General features: G+C 74.4%; 15 protein-coding genes. 8 read left to right on the top strand and 7 right to left on the bottom strand.

Features of this window, described 5'->3' with window-relative positions; genetic code table 11:
• Positions 1–202: 202 nt before the first annotated feature.
• Positions 203–3,607 (bottom strand): AfsR/SARP family transcriptional regulator, encoded by a 3,405-nt coding sequence (locus tag ACIF6F_RS08965; protein WP_399943299.1) that lies wholly within the window; start codon positions 3,605–3,607, stop codon positions 203–205.
• A gap of 386 nt (positions 3,608–3,993) precedes the next feature.
• Between ACIF6F_RS08965 and ACIF6F_RS08960 the strand changes: the two genes are divergently transcribed.
• Positions 3,994–6,576 (top strand): BTAD domain-containing putative transcriptional regulator, encoded by a 2,583-nt coding sequence (locus ACIF6F_RS08960; RefSeq protein ID WP_399943297.1) that lies wholly within the window; start codon positions 3,994–3,996, stop codon positions 6,574–6,576.
• Positions 6,573–6,860 (top strand): hypothetical protein, encoded by a 288-nt coding sequence (locus ACIF6F_RS08955; protein WP_399943294.1) that lies wholly within the window; start codon positions 6,573–6,575, stop codon positions 6,858–6,860. The genes ACIF6F_RS08960 and ACIF6F_RS08955 overlap by 4 nt, the downstream gene beginning before the upstream one ends.
• A gap of 310 nt (positions 6,861–7,170) precedes the next feature.
• Here the strand turns inward: ACIF6F_RS08955 and ACIF6F_RS08950 are convergent, their stop codons facing one another.
• Both ACIF6F_RS08950 and sigK read right to left on the bottom strand, forming a co-directional pair.
• On the bottom strand, positions 7,171–7,920 hold the full coding sequence (locus tag ACIF6F_RS08950) for an anti-sigma factor domain-containing protein (RefSeq protein ID WP_399943291.1): 750 nt from the start codon (positions 7,918–7,920) through the stop codon (positions 7,171–7,173).
• Positions 7,917–8,504 carry an ECF RNA polymerase sigma factor SigK gene (gene sigK / locus ACIF6F_RS08945; RefSeq protein WP_399943288.1) on the bottom strand — a complete coding sequence of 196 codons (588 nt, stop codon included), beginning with the start codon at positions 8,502–8,504 and terminating at the stop codon, positions 7,917–7,919. Before sigK ends, ACIF6F_RS08950 begins: the two co-directional genes overlap by 4 nt.
• A 534-nt stretch (positions 8,505–9,038) precedes the next feature.
• Here sigK and ACIF6F_RS08940 point away from each other — a divergent pair.
• From ACIF6F_RS08940 to ACIF6F_RS08915, 6 genes are all read left to right on the top strand, one after another.
• Positions 9,039–9,689, top strand: a complete 651-nt coding sequence (locus tag ACIF6F_RS08940; protein ID WP_399943497.1) for a fasciclin domain-containing protein — start codon at positions 9,039–9,041, stop codon at positions 9,687–9,689.
• 275 nt (positions 9,690–9,964) lie between these two features.
• Positions 9,965–10,582 carry an RNA polymerase sigma factor gene (locus ACIF6F_RS08935; protein ID WP_399943285.1) on the top strand — a complete coding sequence of 206 codons (618 nt, stop codon included), beginning with the start codon at positions 9,965–9,967 and terminating at the stop codon, positions 10,580–10,582.
• A 103-nt stretch (positions 10,583–10,685) separates the two neighbouring features.
• A complete protein-coding gene (locus ACIF6F_RS08930; RefSeq protein WP_399943282.1) occupies positions 10,686–11,942 on the top strand; it encodes an NAD(P)/FAD-dependent oxidoreductase in 1,257 nt (418 codons plus the stop codon).
• Positions 11,936–12,709: a DUF1365 domain-containing protein gene (locus ACIF6F_RS08925; RefSeq protein ID WP_399943494.1), complete on the top strand. Its 774-nt coding sequence runs from the start codon at positions 11,936–11,938 to the stop codon at positions 12,707–12,709. Before ACIF6F_RS08930 ends, ACIF6F_RS08925 begins: the two co-directional genes overlap by 7 nt.
• Positions 12,706–14,019, top strand: coding sequence for a class I SAM-dependent methyltransferase (locus tag ACIF6F_RS08920; protein WP_399943280.1), 1,314 nt, complete (start codon positions 12,706–12,708; stop codon positions 14,017–14,019). Before ACIF6F_RS08925 ends, ACIF6F_RS08920 begins: the two co-directional genes overlap by 4 nt.
• A 31-nt stretch (positions 14,020–14,050) precedes the next feature.
• The gene (locus ACIF6F_RS08915) at positions 14,051–14,875 is read left to right on the top strand and encodes a DUF1295 domain-containing protein (protein ID WP_399943277.1); all 825 of its coding nucleotides are present in this window, start codon (positions 14,051–14,053) and stop codon (positions 14,873–14,875) included.
• Between the two features lie 53 nt (positions 14,876–14,928).
• Here ACIF6F_RS08915 and ACIF6F_RS08910 read toward each other — a convergent pair whose 3' ends face one another.
• The 4 genes from ACIF6F_RS08910 to ACIF6F_RS08895 all read right to left on the bottom strand — a co-directional run bounded on the left by ACIF6F_RS08910 (position 14,929) and on the right by ACIF6F_RS08895 (position 18,366).
• Entirely contained in the window at positions 14,929–15,990 is a 1,062-nt protein-coding gene (locus ACIF6F_RS08910) for a MerR family transcriptional regulator (protein WP_399943274.1), read from the bottom strand.
• 66 nt (positions 15,991–16,056) lie between these two features.
• Positions 16,057–16,236: a DUF6480 family protein gene (locus tag ACIF6F_RS08905; RefSeq protein ID WP_399943271.1), complete on the bottom strand. Its 180-nt coding sequence runs from the start codon at positions 16,234–16,236 to the stop codon at positions 16,057–16,059.
• Between the two features lie 17 nt (positions 16,237–16,253).
• A complete protein-coding gene (locus tag ACIF6F_RS08900; protein WP_399943269.1) occupies positions 16,254–16,805 on the bottom strand; it encodes a DUF4383 domain-containing protein in 552 nt (183 codons plus the stop codon).
• A gap of 130 nt (positions 16,806–16,935) precedes the next feature.
• The gene (locus ACIF6F_RS08895; RefSeq protein WP_399943267.1) at positions 16,936–18,366 is read right to left on the bottom strand and encodes a pre-peptidase C-terminal domain-containing protein; all 1,431 of its coding nucleotides are present in this window, start codon (positions 18,364–18,366) and stop codon (positions 16,936–16,938) included.
• Positions 18,367–18,442: the final 76 nt, after the last annotated feature.

Genomic DNA, 18,442 nt, shown 5'->3' with positions numbered 1-18,442 from the left:
GGGGGGCGCTGGCGCGCCGGGTGGGGGTGGGGCCCCGGGCGGGCGTGGGGGGGGGCCCCCCACGCGGGGGGGGGGGGCCCACCGCCCTTCGCCGTGCGGCCCGCGTGCGCCCTTCACCGTGCTGGTCGCGCGTCCCGTCATCGGAATGCGCCCCCGGGGCGCGGCCTCCTCCGGGCACGGCCCCCGGAGGAATACCGCCGCGTCAGGAAGTACGGCCGCCGAGCCGCTCCAGCAGGTCGGCGGCATCCTGCCGCTCCGGCAGCCCCAGCCCCTCGAAGATGTGCAGGGCCTGCTCCAGGTACACCTGGGCGCCCTCCGCGTCGGACCGGTCCGCGAGGACCCGGCCGCACACCAGCAGGGCCTGGCCCTCGGCCCGCTCGTCGGCGCGCCGCCGCGCCAGGGCGACCGCCCGGCGGCCCATCGACTCCGCCGCCGGGAACCGCCCCAGCAGGCGCAGCGAGTCCGCGAGCCGGTAGCGGACGTGCACCTCGCGGCCGTCGTCGCCGGCCCGGCGGCAGGCCTCCAGGGCCTCGGTCAGCTGCTCGCCGGCCTCCTCGTGGCGGCCCGCCCCGGCGAGCGCGACGCCGCGCACGTAGAGCGCGTACGCGAGGGCGGCGGCGTCGTCGAGCTCGCCGATGGCCTCCAGCACGTCCTCGGCCGCGGCGAGCGCGCGGGCGGTGTCGCCCAGACGGACGTGTGCCAGCGCGCAGTTGAGACTGGTGGCGATCTCCCCCGAACGGTGGCCGAGCCGGCGGGCCAGGGCCAGGGCCTCCTCGTAGTGGGCGATGGCCTCGTCGAAGTCGCCGAGGGTCACCGCGACCAGTCCGAGGTCGTTGAGGGCCTGCCGCAGGACCGGTACGTCGCCGGCCTCGCGGCAGGCCCGTACCGCCGACCGGGCGTGCTCCTGCGCGACCGGCAGCCGACCGGCCCGCAGCGCGAAGGAGCAGCTCAGCCACTGGGCCCGGCCGAACGACCGCCGGTCACCGCGGCGTTCGGCGGCCTCGGCGACCCGGAGCGCGGCGGGGGCCAGCTGCTCGTGCCGCAGGTCGCCCACGAAGGGGCTGAGCGCCACCAGCAGGTCGGTCGCGGCGGGCAGGAGGCGGCGATACGGCTCCTCGTCGGCGCGGTCCGCACACGTCTGGACCGCCAGGACGGCCGCCTCGAAGTGCTCGGCGGCCCAGGCGCGGGCCGCCTGGGGGTGGGCGAAGTCGCCGCCGGCCGCACCGAGCGAGGTCAGGGAGCCGACCACTGCGTCGCCGGGCACCAGCTGCGCGAAGGCGTTGCAGGCGGTCGCGAGCAGGTGGCCGAGCAGGCTCTCCCAGGCCCGGTCGGCCTCCGCCGGGTCGTCGGCGCGGGCACGGTCACGCCCGAAGACCCGCAGCAGGTCGTGGATGCGGTACCGGCCGGGCGCCGGGGACTCCATCATGGATGCGCTGACCAGCTCCTCCAGCAGGTCCTCGGCGTCGAAGGCATCGGTCTGCAGCACGGCCGCGGCGGCCTGCGGACCCAGGTCGGCGGCCGTGGCCACGGCGATCAGCCGGAAGGCCCGGGCCTGCGCCGCGGGCAGGTGCCGGTAGCTGAGGTCGAACGCCGCCTCGACGGCCAGGTCGCCCACCTTCAGCTCGCTCACCCGGCGGGCCTCGTCGTGCAGCCGGGCCGTGAGGGCCGCGATGGGCCAGCCGGGCCGGGCCGCGAGGCGTGCGGACACGATCCGGGTGGCCAGGGGGAGCTGGCCGCACGCGTCGACGAGCGCCTGGACGTCGGAGCGTTCGGCGTCCAGGCGGCCGGGGCCGATGATGCTGCCGACCAGGGTGGCGGCGTCCTCGGGCAGCAGCCGGCCCAGTCCCAGCTGCACCGCGCCCTCCAGGCTGGGGAGTTGGGCGCGGCTGGTGACGAGGACGGCGCAGCCGGGCGCGCCGGGTACGAGGTGGCGCACCTGGGCGGCGTCGGCCGCGTTGTCGAGGACGATCAGGACGCGGCGGCCGTCCAGGACCGTGCGCAGCAGCCGGGCGCGCGCGTCGACGGTGTCGGGGAGGAGGTGCAGGGGGTAGCCGAGTCCGTCCAGGAAGGCGCCCAGCACGATGGCGGGGTCCTCCGGGTCGGGGTCCATGCCGCGCAGGTCGGCGTAGAGCTGCCCGTCGGGGTAGTGCTCGCGCACCAGGTGCGCGACGTGCAGGACGAGCGAGGTCTTGCCGATGCCGCCCATGCCGGAGACGGCCGCGAGTGGCAGGCCCTGCCGGTCGGGCGCGGTCAGCAACGCGCGCAGCTGCTCCACCTCGGCACGGCGCCCGACGAAGTCGGGTACGGCGCGCAGGAGTTGGGCGGGGACGGTGCGGTGGAGTCCGCTGCCCGGCCGGTCCGCGCCGGCCGCGCCTGGGCCCGGCACCGGCAGGGCCGCGCCGGCCGCGCCCGCGGACTCCCCGGGTACGGCCGCGCGGCGCGGCGCGTCGGGTGCGGGTCCCGCCGCCGGAACCGACGCGGACCGGCCAGCGGGCCCCGCAGGCGCCGCCGGTCCGGACCCGGTGCCGGACAACGGCCCGCGGCCCGCACCCGTACCGGCACCGGAATCCGCACCGAGATGCGCATCGGACGCACGGCCGGGACCCGAGCCGGGACCGTACGCACCGCCCGGACCGGCACCGAGGCCGGACGCACGGTCGGGACCGGGAGCCGGGCCGGAACCGAGGCCGGGCTCGCGGTCGGGACCGAGGCCGGACGCAGGGTCGGCACCGGCACCGGGGGCCGGGGCCGCCCCCGTACGCGCACCGGCCCCGGACCCGGCGCCGCCCGCCCGCGCCTCCGGCCAGGGTTCGTCGTCCCGCTCCTCCAGGATCCGGTGGTGCACGGCGGTGAGCTCCCGGCCGGGCTCCATCCCCTGCTCCTCGATGAGGGTGCGGCGGACCCGCTGGAACAAAGCGAGCGCCTCGGTGCGGCGCCCGGTGGCGTACAGGGCCCGCATCAGCAGCCCGTGCAGCCGTTCGCGCCCCGGGTGCTCCGCGGCGAGCGCGGTCAGCTCGGGGACCACCCCACGGTGCCTGCCCTGCGCCAGCTCCAGGTCGTACTTCTCCTCCAGCAAGGCCGTGCGCAGTTCGCCCCAGCGCTCGCGCTGCCGGTCGGCGAACGGTCCCGGCACCCTTGCCAGGGGCTCGCCCCGCCACAGGTCGAGCGCGGCCGCGACGTGCCCGGCCGCCTCGGGCAGGCCGCCCGCCTCCCGCGCTGCCGCGGCCCGCTCGGCCAGCTCCGCGGCCTCCAGGGCGTCGACGGAGCAGCCGGGGACGTCAAGCCGGTAGCCGTCCCCCGCCGACACCAGGATCCGCGGGGCCGCCGGGTCCGGCTCCAGCAGCCTGCGCAGGCGCCAGGCGTACGTACGCAGGTTGGCGATGGCCCCGTCCGGCGGGTCCTCGCCCCAGACCCCGGTGACGAGGTCCCACATGGACACGCCCAGCCCCGGGCGGAGCAGGAGCTGCACGAGCACCGCCTGCTGCTGGGGCGAGCCCGGCTTGATCTCCGTGGTCCCGTCGCCGCCGCCCCGTATGCGCAGCGGCCCGAGCACGGCGAACGCCAGCTCCCCCGGTTCCCCACCGTGCGCGATGTGCCGCACGGACATCCCCCCTATGTGCCCCTCGGCCGTCGGACACGCGCGGCCGGATCAGATGGTTCGCGCGGCCGCGCGACCGGTTGGTCAGACCGGTCCGCCGTGCCGCGGGCCGATCATGCTACAGAACGGATCTTCGAGTTCCGCCCCCTCTCGGAGGCCCTCCGCGTGTCGGCCGATCGTGGCCGGAGAGCGTACGTACCCGGGGCCCACGGCACCGGTCGAGCGGGGCCGGAAGCCGCTTGGACGGGACCGTGTCCAGGGCGCCGCGGCACGGCCCGGCACCCCCGCCGCAGCCGCGGCCGCAGCCGGAAGCGGAGCGCACCCGCCGCAGCCCGGCGCGCCCCGGCGCGGCGCCCTCCCGGGGTGCGGGCCGCGCGCCCTACGATGTTCTTGTCATGATCACTTTTAAGGTGCTCGGCCCGTTCGGGGTCGAGGTCGACGGCCGCCCGGTCGATGCGGGCGGCCGGCTCGCCCGGATGGTCCTGGTCCAACTGCTGCTCGCCCGTGGGGCGGTGGTGCCGACGGAACGGCTCGTCGAACGGCTGTGGCCGACCCGGATCCCGTCGAGCGCCCAGGCCTCCCTCCACGCCTACATCGCGCGGCTGCGGCGCGTCCTCGAACCGGGACGGGCGCCGCGCAGCCCGGCCCAGCTCCTGGTGAGCGCACCTTACGGCTACGCCCTCACCGTGCGGCAGGACGCCGTGGACGCCTGGGTGTTCGAGGACCGGGTGGCCGCCTCCTCGGCCGCGGAGCTGCCCGGCTGGGCCGCCGTCGAGGGCCTGGCCGCGGCGCTCGCCGCGTGGGGCGGGCAGCCGTACGCGGAGTTCTCGGACGAGCCGTGGACCGCCGGCGAACGCGCCCGCCTGGAGGAGGTACGGCGAGCCGCCCGCGAACGCCTCACCGCGGCGCGGCTGGGCTGCGGACAAGCCGCGCAGGCCCTCGCCGACGCGGGCGCCCTGACCCGGGAGCAGCCGCTGCACGAGGAGGGCTGGCGGCTGCTGGCGCTGGCGCTGTGGGCCCGCAACCGTCAGGGGGACGCCCTGGCCGCGCTGCGGCAGGCACGCCACCTCCTCGGCGAGGAACTCGGCGTCGAGCCAGGACCCGCCCTGCTGGAACTGGAGCAGGCCCTGCTGCACCAGGGCCTGGACGTGCTGCACCGGGCGACCGGGACCCCCGCCGCGACGGCGGTGGCCGTCGGGGGCGCGGGTATGGACTCCCCCGCGGTGGTGGTGCGCGGCCCGGCCGCGGTGGCCGGGCCGGGGACTCCGACCGTGCTGAGCGCGGACCGGCTGCTGGGCCGGGAGGAGGAGCTGGCCGGGCTGGCCGCCGCGGCGGACCGGGCGCGGGCCGGCCGGGCGCAGGTGGTCGTGGTCTCGGGTGAGGCCGGCATCGGGAAGTCCAGCCTCCTGGAGGCCCTCGTCCGTCAACTGCCCGGACAGGGCTGGCTCGTGGGCTCCGGGCAGTGCCCGGAGACCGATGGGGCCCCGCCCGGCCGGGCCTGGTTCGACATGCTGCCGGAGCTGGCGCGGACCGCGTCGCCAGGCCCGGACGCCGATGAGCTCAGCCCGCTCCTGGCCCCCGGCACCGCGGGCGATTCCGCGCAGCCGGAGGGCAGCCCGGCCCGGCGCTTCCGTCTGCACAGGGCGCTGCTCGGCTGGCTCCGCGAGACGGCCGTGCGGCGGCCGCTGGCGATCGTGCTCGACGACCTGCACCGGGGCGACTCGGAGAGCGTCGAGCTGTTCCTGCTGTGCGCCGAGGAGCTGCGCGACGTACCGCTGCTGCTGGTGGGCTCGTACCGGACCGGCGAGGGCGATCTGACCGGGGCCCTCGCCCGGCTGGCCGCCCGCTCGCCGGTGCGGCTGGCGCTCGGCGGGCTGTCGGACGGCCAGGCGGTGGAGCTGCTGCGGCGCGGTGCGGCGGACATGAGCGACCACGCCGCGGCGGCCCTGGCGGAGCGGGCCGGGGGCAACCCCTTCCACCTGCGCGAGAGTTCGCTGCTGCTGGCCGGCGAGGGGGAACAGCAGGCACTGGCCCGGGTCCCGCAGGGTGTCCAGGACGTACTGCGGCGACGGCTGGCCCTGCTGGCGCCGACCGTCACGGCAGGGTTGCGGCTGGCGGCCGTCGCCGGCCGCGAGGCTCCCGTGGCCCTGCTCGTGCACGCCGCCGACAGCGACGCCGATCAGCTGCTCGACGCGCTGGACACGGGGGTGACCGCCGGTCTGCTGACCGAGCCGCGTCCGGGCATGGTCCGCTTCACCCACGCCCTCGTACGGGACGCCCTGGAGAGCGACCTCACGCGCCTGCGGCTGGCCCGGATGCATTCCCGTCTGGGCCGGAGCCTGATCGCCCTCGGCTCGGACGACGTCGCCGCCACCGCCCACCACCTGCTGCGGGCGGCCGCGGTCATGACCGCCGACGCCGGGCCCGCGGTCCGCTACGCCCGGCTCGCGTGCGAGCAGGCGGTGCGCCGCTACGCCCCGCAGAACGCCGAGGCCCTCCTGGACGCGGCCCTCGGGCTCCTCTCGGACCATCCGGCCGCTTTCGCCGACCAGGACGCGGCGCTGCTGCGGGTGATGCTGCTCGGGCAGCTGGTGGACTGCCGGATCCGGAGTACAGCCGCCAGTGCTCGGCGAGGATCCGGGAGCGGGCGGTGTCGGCGGGGCGGACGTCCTGGACGAGTTCGGCCAGCAGGCGCGACCCACGGCGGAACACCTGGTGGATCATCGCCATCTCGCGGGTGTAGGGATGGATGGTGGTGGCAGCGTTTTCGGAAGGGTTGCTCGCGTTCATGCCCGCCAGTCTTCGGAGCCCGGTTGCACGCCACTTGCAGCCGACTTGCTACCTGTTCCACCCCACCTGACGGGCCCGTGCGGCGTCCCTTTCCCCGGGCCACTCGGGCCCGGCCCGTCCTCCGCAGCCCGCGTACGCTCGGGGTTCGTCGGGTCCGCCCGGCGCATCCGGAGGGGAGAACACCGTGACGGAGCCTGAAGCGGTACTGGGCAGCCTGGGACCGGCCGCCTGGTCGGAGGAGGACGGCAGGGCCTATGAAGTCGCCCTGGACGGGATCAACCAGGTGGTGGGGGCGTACTCGGGACTCATCGCCGCGGCCGAGCGGGCGGGCGAGGCCGACCGGGTCCGCGGACTGAGGCAGGAACAGGCCCGCTGGTCCGCGAAGCGGCTGGACCTCACCCCGGCGGACCGGCAGGAAGTGGATGCGATCACCGCGGAGGCCGCCGGGGTCCTCCGGGGGTTGCGGGAATAGCGGACGACACCGCGAAGCGGCCCGCGACGCCGCGCATACCGGTGCCGGTGGGCTCCGTCACCAATGCGCTGCCGGTGGCCCTTTCGCCTCTGGACCGGGATCGGCGTCCAGCCCACCCTGGCCGAATGCCACAGCCTGCAAGGCGTCCTGGACTCCTGTCCGAGCCGGTCGAGCAGCACCTCCGGCTCCTCGGTACGCCGCCAGGCACCTGGCCGGCGGTCGTGGTCAACTCCCCACCCTGCTCCGGCCCGGAAGCACGGGGCGGGTCCGAGTGCCTGGGGGTCACTCGAACCCGGCCCCCCGTGTCCGGTCAGGAGGGAAGGGTCATCAGCAGGAGGGGGTCGGTGGTGGGCTGGGGTGAGCCGCCTGTGGGTTCGAGGGTGAGGCCGACCGCACCTGCGTCGGCGGGGTTGCCGGTCAGCATGACGGTGCCGTCGTGGTCGACGAAGCCGGCCGGGCGCATGGTGCCGTCGTGGTCGAGCCACAGCTGGTAGGTCTTGCCCGTGCCGGGTGCGGGGAGGTTGGCGGCGGCGAAGACGGCCCTGTTCTGGCGGGCGGAGGTGACGACGGTGGTCAACGCGCCGTTGGCGGCACGTCCGTGCACGGTGCGGGCGTCAGGCGCGGCGAGGACGGCGGTGACCGCGTCGAGCTGCTGCTGGGCCTGGCGGGCCTCCTGCGTGAGGTCACGGCTGTGGTACGCCTGCCACACCGTGACGCCGCCCAGTACGGCGACGGCCGCGCTGGCGGCCAGGGCCAGCGGCAGCGCTGCGCGGCGCAGCCGACCGACGGCGGCGGGTGCGGGGGCGGGGGCCGGGATGCGCGGAGGGAGTTGACGCACCCCGTCGATGGCGGCCATGACCTGGTGCTTGGCCGACGCGGGCGGCGGCTCGGCCACCGCCGCAGCCAGCCGCGCCGCGGTCGCCTCCAGCTCCGCGGCCTCCTGCCGGCAGGCGTCGCAGGCCCGCAGGTGGGCTTCGAAGGCGTCCCGTTCCCCGGCCTCGAGTGCGCCGAGGACGTAGGCGGCGGCGAGGGTGTGGGCGTCGGATGCGTGGTGTTTCACGTGGTCACCCCCATGCAGTCGCGGAGCCGGATGAGCCCGTCGCGCATGCGTGTCTTGATGGTGGGAAGCGGTGTGCCCAGGGCTTCGGCGACTTCACGGTAGGTCAGACCCCGGTAGTAGGCCAGGGTCACCGCCTGCCGCTGGAGTTCGGTCAGGCCGCCCAGGCAGCGGCGGACCTGCTCCGACTCCAGGCGGGTCTCGACCTGTTCGGCGACCTCGTCGAAGGCGGTGGTGTGTTCGCGGGCCGCCTGGGCCTGTTCCCGGTCCGAGGCGGCCTGGGCGGAGCGGACCCGGTCCACGGCCCGCCGGTGCGCGATGGTGGCGGCCCAGGTGGTCACCGCCCCGGTGTCCGGACGATAGCGGGCGGCCTGCCGCCACAGGTCGATCATGACCTCCTGGGCCACCTCCTCGGACTGCGCCCGGTCGCGTACGACTTTGACCACGATCCCGAACACCAGGGGCGCGAGCGCGTCATAGAGAGCAGAGAAGGCCTGTTTGTCGCCACGGGCGACCTTCTGCATGGTCTCGGCGAGGTCGGCCCGGCCTGTCGCCGGTCCGCCGCGGAAGGGGAGTGGTTGATTCACGTGAGGGTCTCCGGCCGCGGCGAGACGGCGAAGGCGCGGCCGGGCGGGGCCGTCGGGGGGCGGGGTGTCCATCGCATGCCGGTCCTTGGCTTCTCGGGGCTCACGGTGGCGGTCCGGACCGCCCCTGGCAGCCGGTCCGTTCACCGGAGCGGGTGGACGTCTCAGGAGTTCTTCGTAGCGGACGGGCATGCGGATGGGGGCACATTTCGTCGCCCTCGCCCTGGCGGTCCCTCATGGGGAGGCAGGGCGTGCCGGCCACGGTCGGCGACCGGGCGACGGTGGGGCGGGGCATGCGCGGTGGTGATCGCCTGCGGCTTGGCCGACGGCTCCTGCTGCGGCGGGTGAGCGGCAACAGGGTCGGCCGGTTCACTCTTTCGGGGCCGCACCAATCCGCCGGGCCGGTGCCGGCGAATGACGGGTGTGAGCAGCTTCCGCGCCACCCCGACCTGCGTGTCCAACGAGGTCGGCGGCCCGCACGGGCCGGATCCGGCAACACCACCGCGTCACGAATCACAGCTCAAGGAGCACGAGACCATGAACAACATCACGATCCGCCGCACCGCCGTCGCCGTCGCCGCGGCGGCCCTGCTCCCCTTCTCCCTGTCCGCGTGCTCCGACTCCGGCAGCGAGGCCAAGGCCGCACCCACCGCTGCCGCAGGTGCCGCGGCGGCTACCGGGAAGAGCAGCCCCGCCGGCGACGCGATGACCGGTGGCAAGCCGTTCGGACCGGCCTGTGCGGGTGTTCCCAAGGACGGCGCCGGTTCCTTCGGCGGCATGGCCAAGGACCCGGTGGCGACCGCCGCGTCCAACAACCCGGCCCTGTCCACCCTCGTCGCCGCGGTCAAGCAGGCCGGACTGGTCGACACACTGAACAACGCGAAGGACATCACGGTCTTCGCCCCGACCGACGACGCCTTCGCAAAGATCCCCAAGGCCGAACTCGACAAGGTCCTCGCCGACAAGGCCGCCCTCACCAACCTCCTCACGTACCACGTGGTCGGGCAGAGGCTCACCCCGCAGCAGCTGGAGAACGGCAACTTCGAGACGCTGCAGAAGGGCATGGTCACCACCACCGGCTCCGGCCAGTCGTACAAGGTCAACGACGCCTCCGAGGTGGTCTGCGGCAACGTCAGGACCGCCAACGCCAACGTCTACATCGTCGACACCGTGCTGATGCCGAAGTAGCCGGTCGGCCCGCACGGGATCGGACGGCGGCCCCGCCGCGCCTCCGCGGAGGAGGCGAGGAGGTGCGGCGGGGCCGCCGCGCCTGTCGATCCGCTGCGGGGCAGCGGGGCACGTCCGGAATTTTCGCTGCGAAAACGCTGCGAGTTGTATCGGCCGTGCTGCCACGCGGAGGCTGATCACACCGCGCCTCCGGACCGGTGGAGGCCTTCTCCCCCACGGGGGCTGCCGTTCCTTCTGGCCGGGGCGCGGTACGGCGAGCCGGAGGAGAGTACGTGATGAGGGCGCCACGAGCAGGCGAGATCGCTGATCGCCCGTCCGCCCGGCCCGGGACAGGACCGGACGACGAGGGGGTTGACGAGGAGGTCACCGCGCTGCTCCTGCAGGGTGACGAGCGCTGGCTGTCGCTTGCGCACCGGCGCTGGAGCGGCTTCGTGCACTCGTACGCCTCGCGCGTCCTGGGTGACTGGCGCGAGGCGGAGGACGTCACCCAGCAGGTGTTCCTCGCCGCGTGGCGAGGCCGGGCGGGGTTCCACCCTGATCGCGGGACCCTGCCGGCGTGGCTCATGGGCATCACCCGGCGCAAGACCGCGGACGCGCTCAGCGCGCGCACGCGGCGCCGGGAAATCGTGGACGCGGCCGACAGGTACCGCTTCGACGAGCCGGTCCAGGGTGCCGACCAGGTGATCGACCGGATCGTGGTGACCGGCGAACTCGAACGGCTTCCGCCGCCGCAGCGCGACGTGCTGGCGCTCTTCTACTTCGCCGACCTGACCCAGGTGCAGATCAGCGAGCGCACCGGGATGCCGCTGGGCACCGTCAAGAGCCACGCCCGCCGGGGTGTGCACAGGCTGCGGCTCCGTGCGGCCACGGGCGCCGTGGAGCCGGGCCGGTGAAACGCACCCGTCCGCCCGCAGCGCGGCACCGAATCACCAGTGTTGAAGGCCCGGGCCTCGGGAGGCACCCCTCCCGGCCCGTCGAGATCAGGGGGTAGAGGGGATGGACAGCACGAGCATCGCGGTCGTGGGTGCCGGAATTTCGGGGCTCACGGCGGCACACGTCCTGTCACGCACCCACGACGTGGTGCTCTACGAGGCCGACGGGCGCTTGGGCGGGCACGCGCACACCCACCAGGTGCCGACAGCGGCGGGCGGGACGGTCGCCGTCGACACCGGGTTCATCGTCCACAACGAGCGGACCTACCCCCACCTCCTACGGCTCTTCCGTGAACTGGGCGTGACCACACAGGACTCCGAGATGAGCATGTCGGTCCGGTGCGACGGATGCGGCCTGGAGTACGCCGGTGCCCGCGGCCTGCGGGGGCTGCTGGGCGGGGGCAACCTGCTGCGCGGTCGCCACCTGCTGACGCTCGCCGACGTACCGCGGTTCCACCGCGCCGCCCGCCGGCTCCTCGCCGACGGCGACACCGGCCGCACCTTCGGCGACTTCCTGCGGGACCACCGCTTCCCGGCCCACTTCGTCAGCCACTTCGCCGTACCCCTGGTCGCGGCCGTCTGGTCCTGCGCACCGGACACCGCCCTCCAGTACCCGGCGGGCTACCTCTTCCGCTTCCTCGACCACCACGGACTGCTCTCGGTCACCGGATCCCCGCAGTGGAAGACCGTCACCGGAGGGTCGGCGGCCTACGTCGAGCGGGCGGCCAAGTCACCGTCCCGCGTCCATACCTCCACGCCCGTCCGCAAGATCGTGCGCGGAGCCGGCCGCGTACGCATCCTCACCGACGACGGCGAGACCGCCGAGCACGCCGCCGTCGTCATCGCCGTCCACCCCGACCAGGCGCTGCGCCTGCTGGACGGCCCCACCGACCTGGAGCGACGCGTTCTGGGCGCCTTCACCTACTCGCGCAATCCGACGGTGCTGCACCGGGACACCTCCCAGCTGCCGCGCGGCGAGCACGCCCGGGCCTCCTGGAACTACCGCCTCCCGTCCTGCTCCGCCCGCCCCGGGTCCGTCCAGGTCAGCTACGACATGAACCGGCTGCAGCGCCTGCCGGCCCACGAGCCGCACATCGTCACGCTGAACCCCGGTGACCGCATCGACGAGGCGATGGTCCTGGCCCGCATGACCTACGAGCACCCGGTCTACACGGCCGCCTCGGTCGCGGCGCAGCGCCTGCTGCCCGCCCTGAACGACCGCGTGACCGCGTACGCCGGCGCCTACCACGGGTGGGGGTTCCACGAGGACGGCTGCCGCTCGGGCGCAGAGGCGGCGAGAGCGCTGGGAGCGACCTGGTGACCGCGACAGCGGCCCCGCCGAGCGCCCCCCACGTTCCCGCCCTCTACGCGACCGAGGTGCGGCACGTGCGGACGGCGCCCTTCGGGTACGGCCTGCGGCACCGCACGTACATGTGGCTGGTCGACCTGGACGACCTGCCCGTCCTCCCCCGCGTCCTGCGGCCGTTCGCCCGTTTCGAGGCCCGGGACCACTTCGCGGGTGGGGCGCCCAGCGTGCGTGCCGGGCTCGACGCGTACCTCGCCGCCCAGGGCGCGCACCGGCCGGAGGGACGCGTCCTGATGCTCGCCCACGCCCGCGTGCTGGGACACGTGTTCAATCCCCTGACCCTGTACTGGTGCCACGACGGGTCCGGGCGCCTGGACTGCGTCGTCGCCGAGGTGCACAACACCTACGGCGAACGCCACTGCTACCTCCTGCGCCCCGACGCCGAAGGGCGTGCCGACGTGGCCAAGGACTTCTACGTCTCCCCGTTCTTCGGCGTCGAAGGCAGCTACCGGATGAGGCTGCCGCTGCCCGGCGACCGCCTCGACCTCACCGTCCAGCTCCGTCACGGCGACGGTTCCCGCCCTCTGACCGCCACCGTGCGCGGGACGCACCGCCCCGCGGGCGGCCGCGCCCTGCTGGCCGCCCTCCTGCGCAACCCGTGGTCGACGGCAGGGGTGTCCCTCGGCATCCGCCGGCACGGAATACGCCTCTACCTCAAACGCCTCCCCGTCCAGCCCCGGCCCGCCCCTCCGGGCCCTGTCGCCCAGGAAGACACACCGTGACGCTCACCCTTCCTCCCGCTCCCCACGACGAAACCGGCGCCGGCCGCCACCTCGTGGACGCCGCACGCTGGCCCGACGTCGCCCGTCTGCCCCCGGCCTCGGCCCTCCGCACGTCCATAGCGCGCCGGATCGTCGAGCGCGCCTTCCGGCGACTGCCGATGCGGGTGCGGACCGGCGGCGCCCGGACGCCCCTCCCCCACCAGCCGCAGGGCGGAGCCGCCCCCGTGCCGGTCCTCACGCTGCGCGACCCGGAAGCGTTCTACCGGCGGATCGGCGCGGACGGACTGATCGGCTTCGGCGAGGCGTACATGGCCGGCGAATGGGACAGCGACGACCTGGTCGAGGTCCTCACCGTCCTGGCCGGCCACGTGGAGGAGCTGGTCCCCGGGCCGTTGCGCGGTCTGCGCCGCGCGTGGGTCCGCCGCAGGCCTCCGTCGGACCTGAACACCGTCGAGGGGGCCCGCGAGAACATCCACCGCCACTACGACCTGTCGAACGAGCTGTTCGCCACCTTCCTCGACCCCACGCTCACCTACTCCTCGGCCGTCTTCGCCAGCCTCCCGGCCGATGCGGGAGACCTGCCCGCGGCACAGCACCGCAAGATCGACCGGCTCCTGGACCTGGCCGGAACCGGACCGGGCACCCGCCTGGTGGAGATCGGGACCGGCTGGGGCGAACTCGCCATCCGGGCCGCGATGCGCGGTGCCCGCGTCCGCACCGTCACCCTCTCCCGGGAACAGCGGGAGCTGGCCCTGCGCCGCGTGGCGGAGGCCGGGGTCGCCGACCGGGTCACGGTCGAGCTGTGCGACTACCGGCGCCTGGAGGGCACGTACGACGCCGTCGTGAGCGTCGAGATGATCGAAGCGGTGGGAGCGGCCTACTGGCCCGCCTACTTCGGTGCCTTGCGCCGCCTGCTGGCCCCCGGCGGCCGCGCCGCGCTCCAGGCCATCACCATGCCGCACGAGCAGGTCCTGAACACCGCCCGCACGCACACCTGGATCAGCAAGTACGTTTTCCCCGGGGGCCTGATCCCCTCGCGGGAAGCCATCGGCCGGGAGAGTGCGGCGGCCGGACTGCGGGTCGTGCACGACACCGGATACGGCGACCACTACGCGGAGACGCTGCGGCTGTGGCGCGAAGAGTTCGTCCGCCGGTCCGCCGAGGTGACCGCCCTCGGCTTCGACCATGCCTTCCTGCGCATGTGGGAGCTGTACCTCGCCTACTCCGAGGCCGGTTTCCGCTCGGGCTACCTCGACGTGCGGCAGCTCGTCCTCACCGCCGGCGGGCGGCCCGGCGAGGACGTCCGATGAGCGCGGCACCGCGTGCGAAGGGAACGCCGGCATGAGCACCGTCGACACCGCCGCCCTCGGCACCGTCCTCGCCGCGTCGGCGGCCACGGCGCTCGTCGTCATGCTCGTGGCCTTCGCCGCCGGAACGGTCAAGGGCGTGCACCGGATCGTCGACATCGCCTGGGGCCTGGCCTTCGCCGCCGTGGCGGTCGTCGGGTGGTTCCTGTCGGCCGGGCACGGCGACCCCGCACGACGCACCGTCGTCGCCCTGGCCACCGTCGTGTGGGGGCTGCGCCTGGCGGCGCACATCGCCTGGCGCGCCCGCGGACACGGCGAGGACCCGCGGTACGCCCGCATGCTCGCCCGAGCCTCCGGGAGCCGGTCGTTGTACGCCCTGCGGAGCATCTACCTGCTCCAGGGCGCTCTGGTCTGGCTGGTTTCCCTCCCGGTGCAGACGGCCCTGCTGCTGCCCCGGCCCCTGGACGTCACGGCTGCGCTGGGGCTCGCCCTGTGGGCCGCCGGACTCTTCTTCGAAGCGGTGGGGGACCACCAGCTCGCCCGCTTCAAGTCCGATCCGGCGAACAAGGGACGGATCATGGACCGCGGCCTGTGGGCCTGGACCCGGCACCCCAACTACTTCGGCGACTTCCTCGTCTGGTGGGGCCTGTACCTCACGGCCTGTGCCACCTGGCCCACCGCCGTCGCCACCGTCGTCTCACCCCTGGTGATGAGCGCCCTGCTCATCAAGGGCAGCGGCAAACGCCTGTTGGAGGTGCACATGGCCGACCGGCCGGGCTACGCCGCCTACCAGGCCCGCACCAGTGGCTTCTTCCCCCGGCCGCCGCGCCCGCCCCGGGACGCCCGCCGTCCGCTGTAGCGAGCGCCGTGCGTGCCTGGGCGTCCGGGGCGTCCGGGGTGTCCGGGGTGCCGTCATGGCGGGGAGATCTTCACGTCGGCCGGGCCCGCCCGCTCCCCGTCGTCTGCCGGAGCCGCGTCCTGCACGGTGTAGAGCGCGCCGATGGCATCGAGTGCCTGCCGCAGTCCGCCGGGACGCCTCATGCCCGCCGTGGCTGCCTGCGGGGGCCAGCCCGGGCCCGCCAGGAGGACCAGGGGGGACCTGCGCGCGCCTTTGACCCCGAAGGCGGTCGAGGCCACCTGCCGGGCCAGGGTGGTGTCGGCCGTGGAGCGGGACTGCGACCACAGCACCACGGCCGGCGGCCCCAGTCGGCGTACCGCTGCCAGCAGGGCCTCCGCGGGCACGGCCCCGCCGAACATCCGGGCCGGCAGCGCCCGTTCGGCCAGACCCGCGGCCAGGGCCTCCAACGGGAGCGTGTGCTGTTCGCCGGGAAGGCACGCCAGGACCGCCGGTGCCGCCTGGGTCGCGGCCGGGGCGGTGGCCGCCGCTCGCCTGAGGACGGTCGAGACGTGCCACGACAGCAGGTGCTCCACCTCGACGTAGCGGTCGCCCGCCGCCTCCCATTTGCGGCCGGCCGCGTGCAGTGTCGGCGCCATCACCTCTTCCCAGGCGGTGACCAGGCCGTGGGCCCGCATCGCTTCCTGTAGCAGGCCCTCCATGGCCGGACCGTCGAGCCGCACCGCGGCCCGCGCCAGCCCGCGGCACTCCTGACGCACCCGGCCCAGCGGCAGCCCTCCACCTGCACCGCCCTGGGGGCGCCGCCGCGGAACGCTCTCAGGCCCGTCCGCGTGCTGCGGCGGGCGCGGCGCCGGCTCGGCGGGCTCATCCGCGTCGAGCCGGCGCCGCAGTGCCACGGCGGCACGGGCGGCCTCCGCCGGAGGGATCCCCGACGAGGTGAGCCGGCACATCTCCTCCAGCATCGCGACATCGGCGGGCATCCACCGCCGGTGCCTGTTGCCTTCGCGGACGGCCGGTCCCATGCCGTACCGCTGCTCCCAGGAACGGACCGTCGTGGGTGATACACCCAGTCGCCGGGCCACCGCGCCCGTGGAGACTCCGGGGCTTCCTTCGGTCATGCCGCCACCATACGATGCAGTATCAATGCGAGCCGGTCGGGACGGGTGGCTGCGGACGCCGTGGCTTCACCAGCCCGCGATGCGGACGACGAAGAACGCGGCCACCATGACCGCCCCGACGGCGATGAGGCCCAGGAAGGCCCAGGGGTGTTCCCACACCCCTCCGTCCGGGCGCTCGTGGTGAGCGGCTGCCGTGGAGGCCTCGGCCTCCGGTGTCTCCTCGGGCGGCACCTTGGGTGTGGACATGATTCCTCCCGTGTCGGTCAGGCGTGTTCGTGCTGGTGCGCGGGCAGGGCCGCCCGGTCCGCGGGCTGCAGGGCCCGCCGGCGGGCGGCGGCCTTTTCGCGCGCCGCCTGCCGGGGGTGGCGCCGCTGCCAGTACGGGTTGTCGTGGGGCAGGCCGCCGCTGACCCGGCCGTACATCCCGAAGGTCATGACCAGCAGCCCCATGAGGAAGCTGAAGATGACGTTCGACAGCCCGAAGTCGAGGATGTTGCCCGGCCGGTCGATGAGGAACAGGTGGACGAAGCCGCTCGCGACGAAGAGCACGCCGACGGCGATGTTGACCGTGGAGGCGAAGTTGCCGCCGATCACCGCAGCGACGATCAGAAGGACCCCGAAGAGCACCGAGATCGAGCTGAGCAGGCCGTTGGTGGACAGCCCGGCGATCCGCTGCCCCTCGGTGCTGAAGAAGGACAGGCTGTCGGCGAAGCCGAGGAAGCCGAAGACGAGGAGCAGCAGGCCGCACAGGCCGGCGCCGATGCCGTAGACGCGGTGGAGCCGGTGGTCCACGGGCAGTTCCTCTTGCAGACGCATGGTCCCTCCCAGAAGGGTGGAATGAGCCGGTCCCGAGGGGTTCAGCTTGATGAACGCGGCGACGGCTGGAAACTCGCAGTGCTTCTGCGTCGTTTTGCCTCGCCGGGACCTCCCGCCGTGTTGTGGCGCGCTACGTGGTGGTCAGGGTGCAGCTGTAGGTGCTGGTGCCGGAGCCCGAGTAGGCCGCGACCTCGAGGTAGTGGGTGCCGGTGGCGGTGGCGGTGTGGGTGAGCGCCTCGTCGGTGCCGGCTCCGTCGTTGACGGATCGGGTGAGGGTGCTTCCGCTTGCGCTCAGCAGGTAGACGTCGGCGTCGTAGTCACCGGGTACGGCGCACTGGATGTCGGTACGCCGGCCGGCGGTGAGGGTGAGGGCGTAGTGGTCGCGGTCGCCGCTGGAGGCGAGGTTGCCGGTGAGGGCGGCCGGTGCGGTCAGGGTCGTGGCGTCGTCGGCGGTGTCCCGGGTGTCGTTGGGTTCGGTTTCCGTGAGGGTGGAGGTGGAGTCGGGGGTGCAGGTGGTCTGCGGGGTGCCGTCGTAGAGGTTGGGGTCGGGGACGCCGGCGATGACGCTGCGCAGGTAGTACCCGCAGGTGGGGCGGTGGGCGAAGTCGAAGGTGGTGCCGGGGGTGAGCTTGAAGATCTTGTAGTTGGTGTAGGTGAGGGGTTTGCGGGCCACGGCCTGTTCGGGCTGGTGGTCGCCGAGGACGACGTAGCTGGTCTTGCCGTAGGCGGTGGCCAGGCCGTTTCTGTCGATGTGCAGTGATCCGCCGGACTCTTCGACACCCACGCCCCAGGCGGAACCGGCGGTGGTCAGGCCGTCCTTGACGGACCGGGCGACGAACGTCATGAGGCGGCCCATGCGGTCGCGGGCGACGAAGTGGGAGTCGTTGACGACGTTGTCGTAGTGGTTCCAGGTGAACAGGCCGGTGGTGAAGCTGATGGAGCGGTCGTAGGGGTTGGCGAGGGCTTCGCTGCTGGTCACGCTGCCGTTGCAGGCGTCGTAGACGAGAGGGCTGTTGATGTGGTGGCCGGCGCTGCCGCCGCCCGATCCGCCGCCCTTGGCCACGACCGACTCCACGGAGGCCTCCAGCGGAGTTCCCTTCCACGCGGCGTAGCGACACTGGTCGCCGCCGGCGAAGTAGACGAACTCGGCGTTGCGTACGTCCGCGTTGGCCTGGGCGTTGCCGGCGTCGGACGCGGTGGTCAGCGTCCAGGTGGTGCAGGAGCTGACGCCGGGCAGGGTCATGACGGTGTCGCATTCGGGTGTCCTGCTGCCGGTGGCCGGTGCGGAGCCGGCCAGGACGACGACGTCGAGGCTGCCGGTGCCGCCGCGGATGTCGTCGATCGCGCGGCTCATGGAACCCGGGACGACCGCGCCGGCGCCGTTCATCGTGTAGGCGGGGCCCTGCCAGGAGGGGCGGGAGGCGTCCGCGGCGCTGCCCAGGCGGATCCGGGACGCCGCGGCGTGGGCCGGTTCGGCGACGAGCAGCATGCCGGACAGTGTCAGCAGGGCGGTGGCTGCGGCGGCGAGAACGGGTCGGGAGCGGCGGTTGGTGCGATGCATGGCGGTGCCCTCGCTCGTGAGGTGGGGAGGATGCGGCCGGTGCCACATCCGGGTAGTAGCGGAAGATACAAGCCAG

Origin of the sequence: Streptomyces sp. NPDC086023 (assembly GCF_044540325.1) — a bacterium.
Lineage (GTDB): Bacteria > Actinomycetota > Actinomycetes > Streptomycetales > Streptomycetaceae > Streptomyces.
The sequence above is the reverse complement of the archived record's forward strand: the minus strand, read 5'-3'. Positions and strand labels throughout refer to the sequence as shown.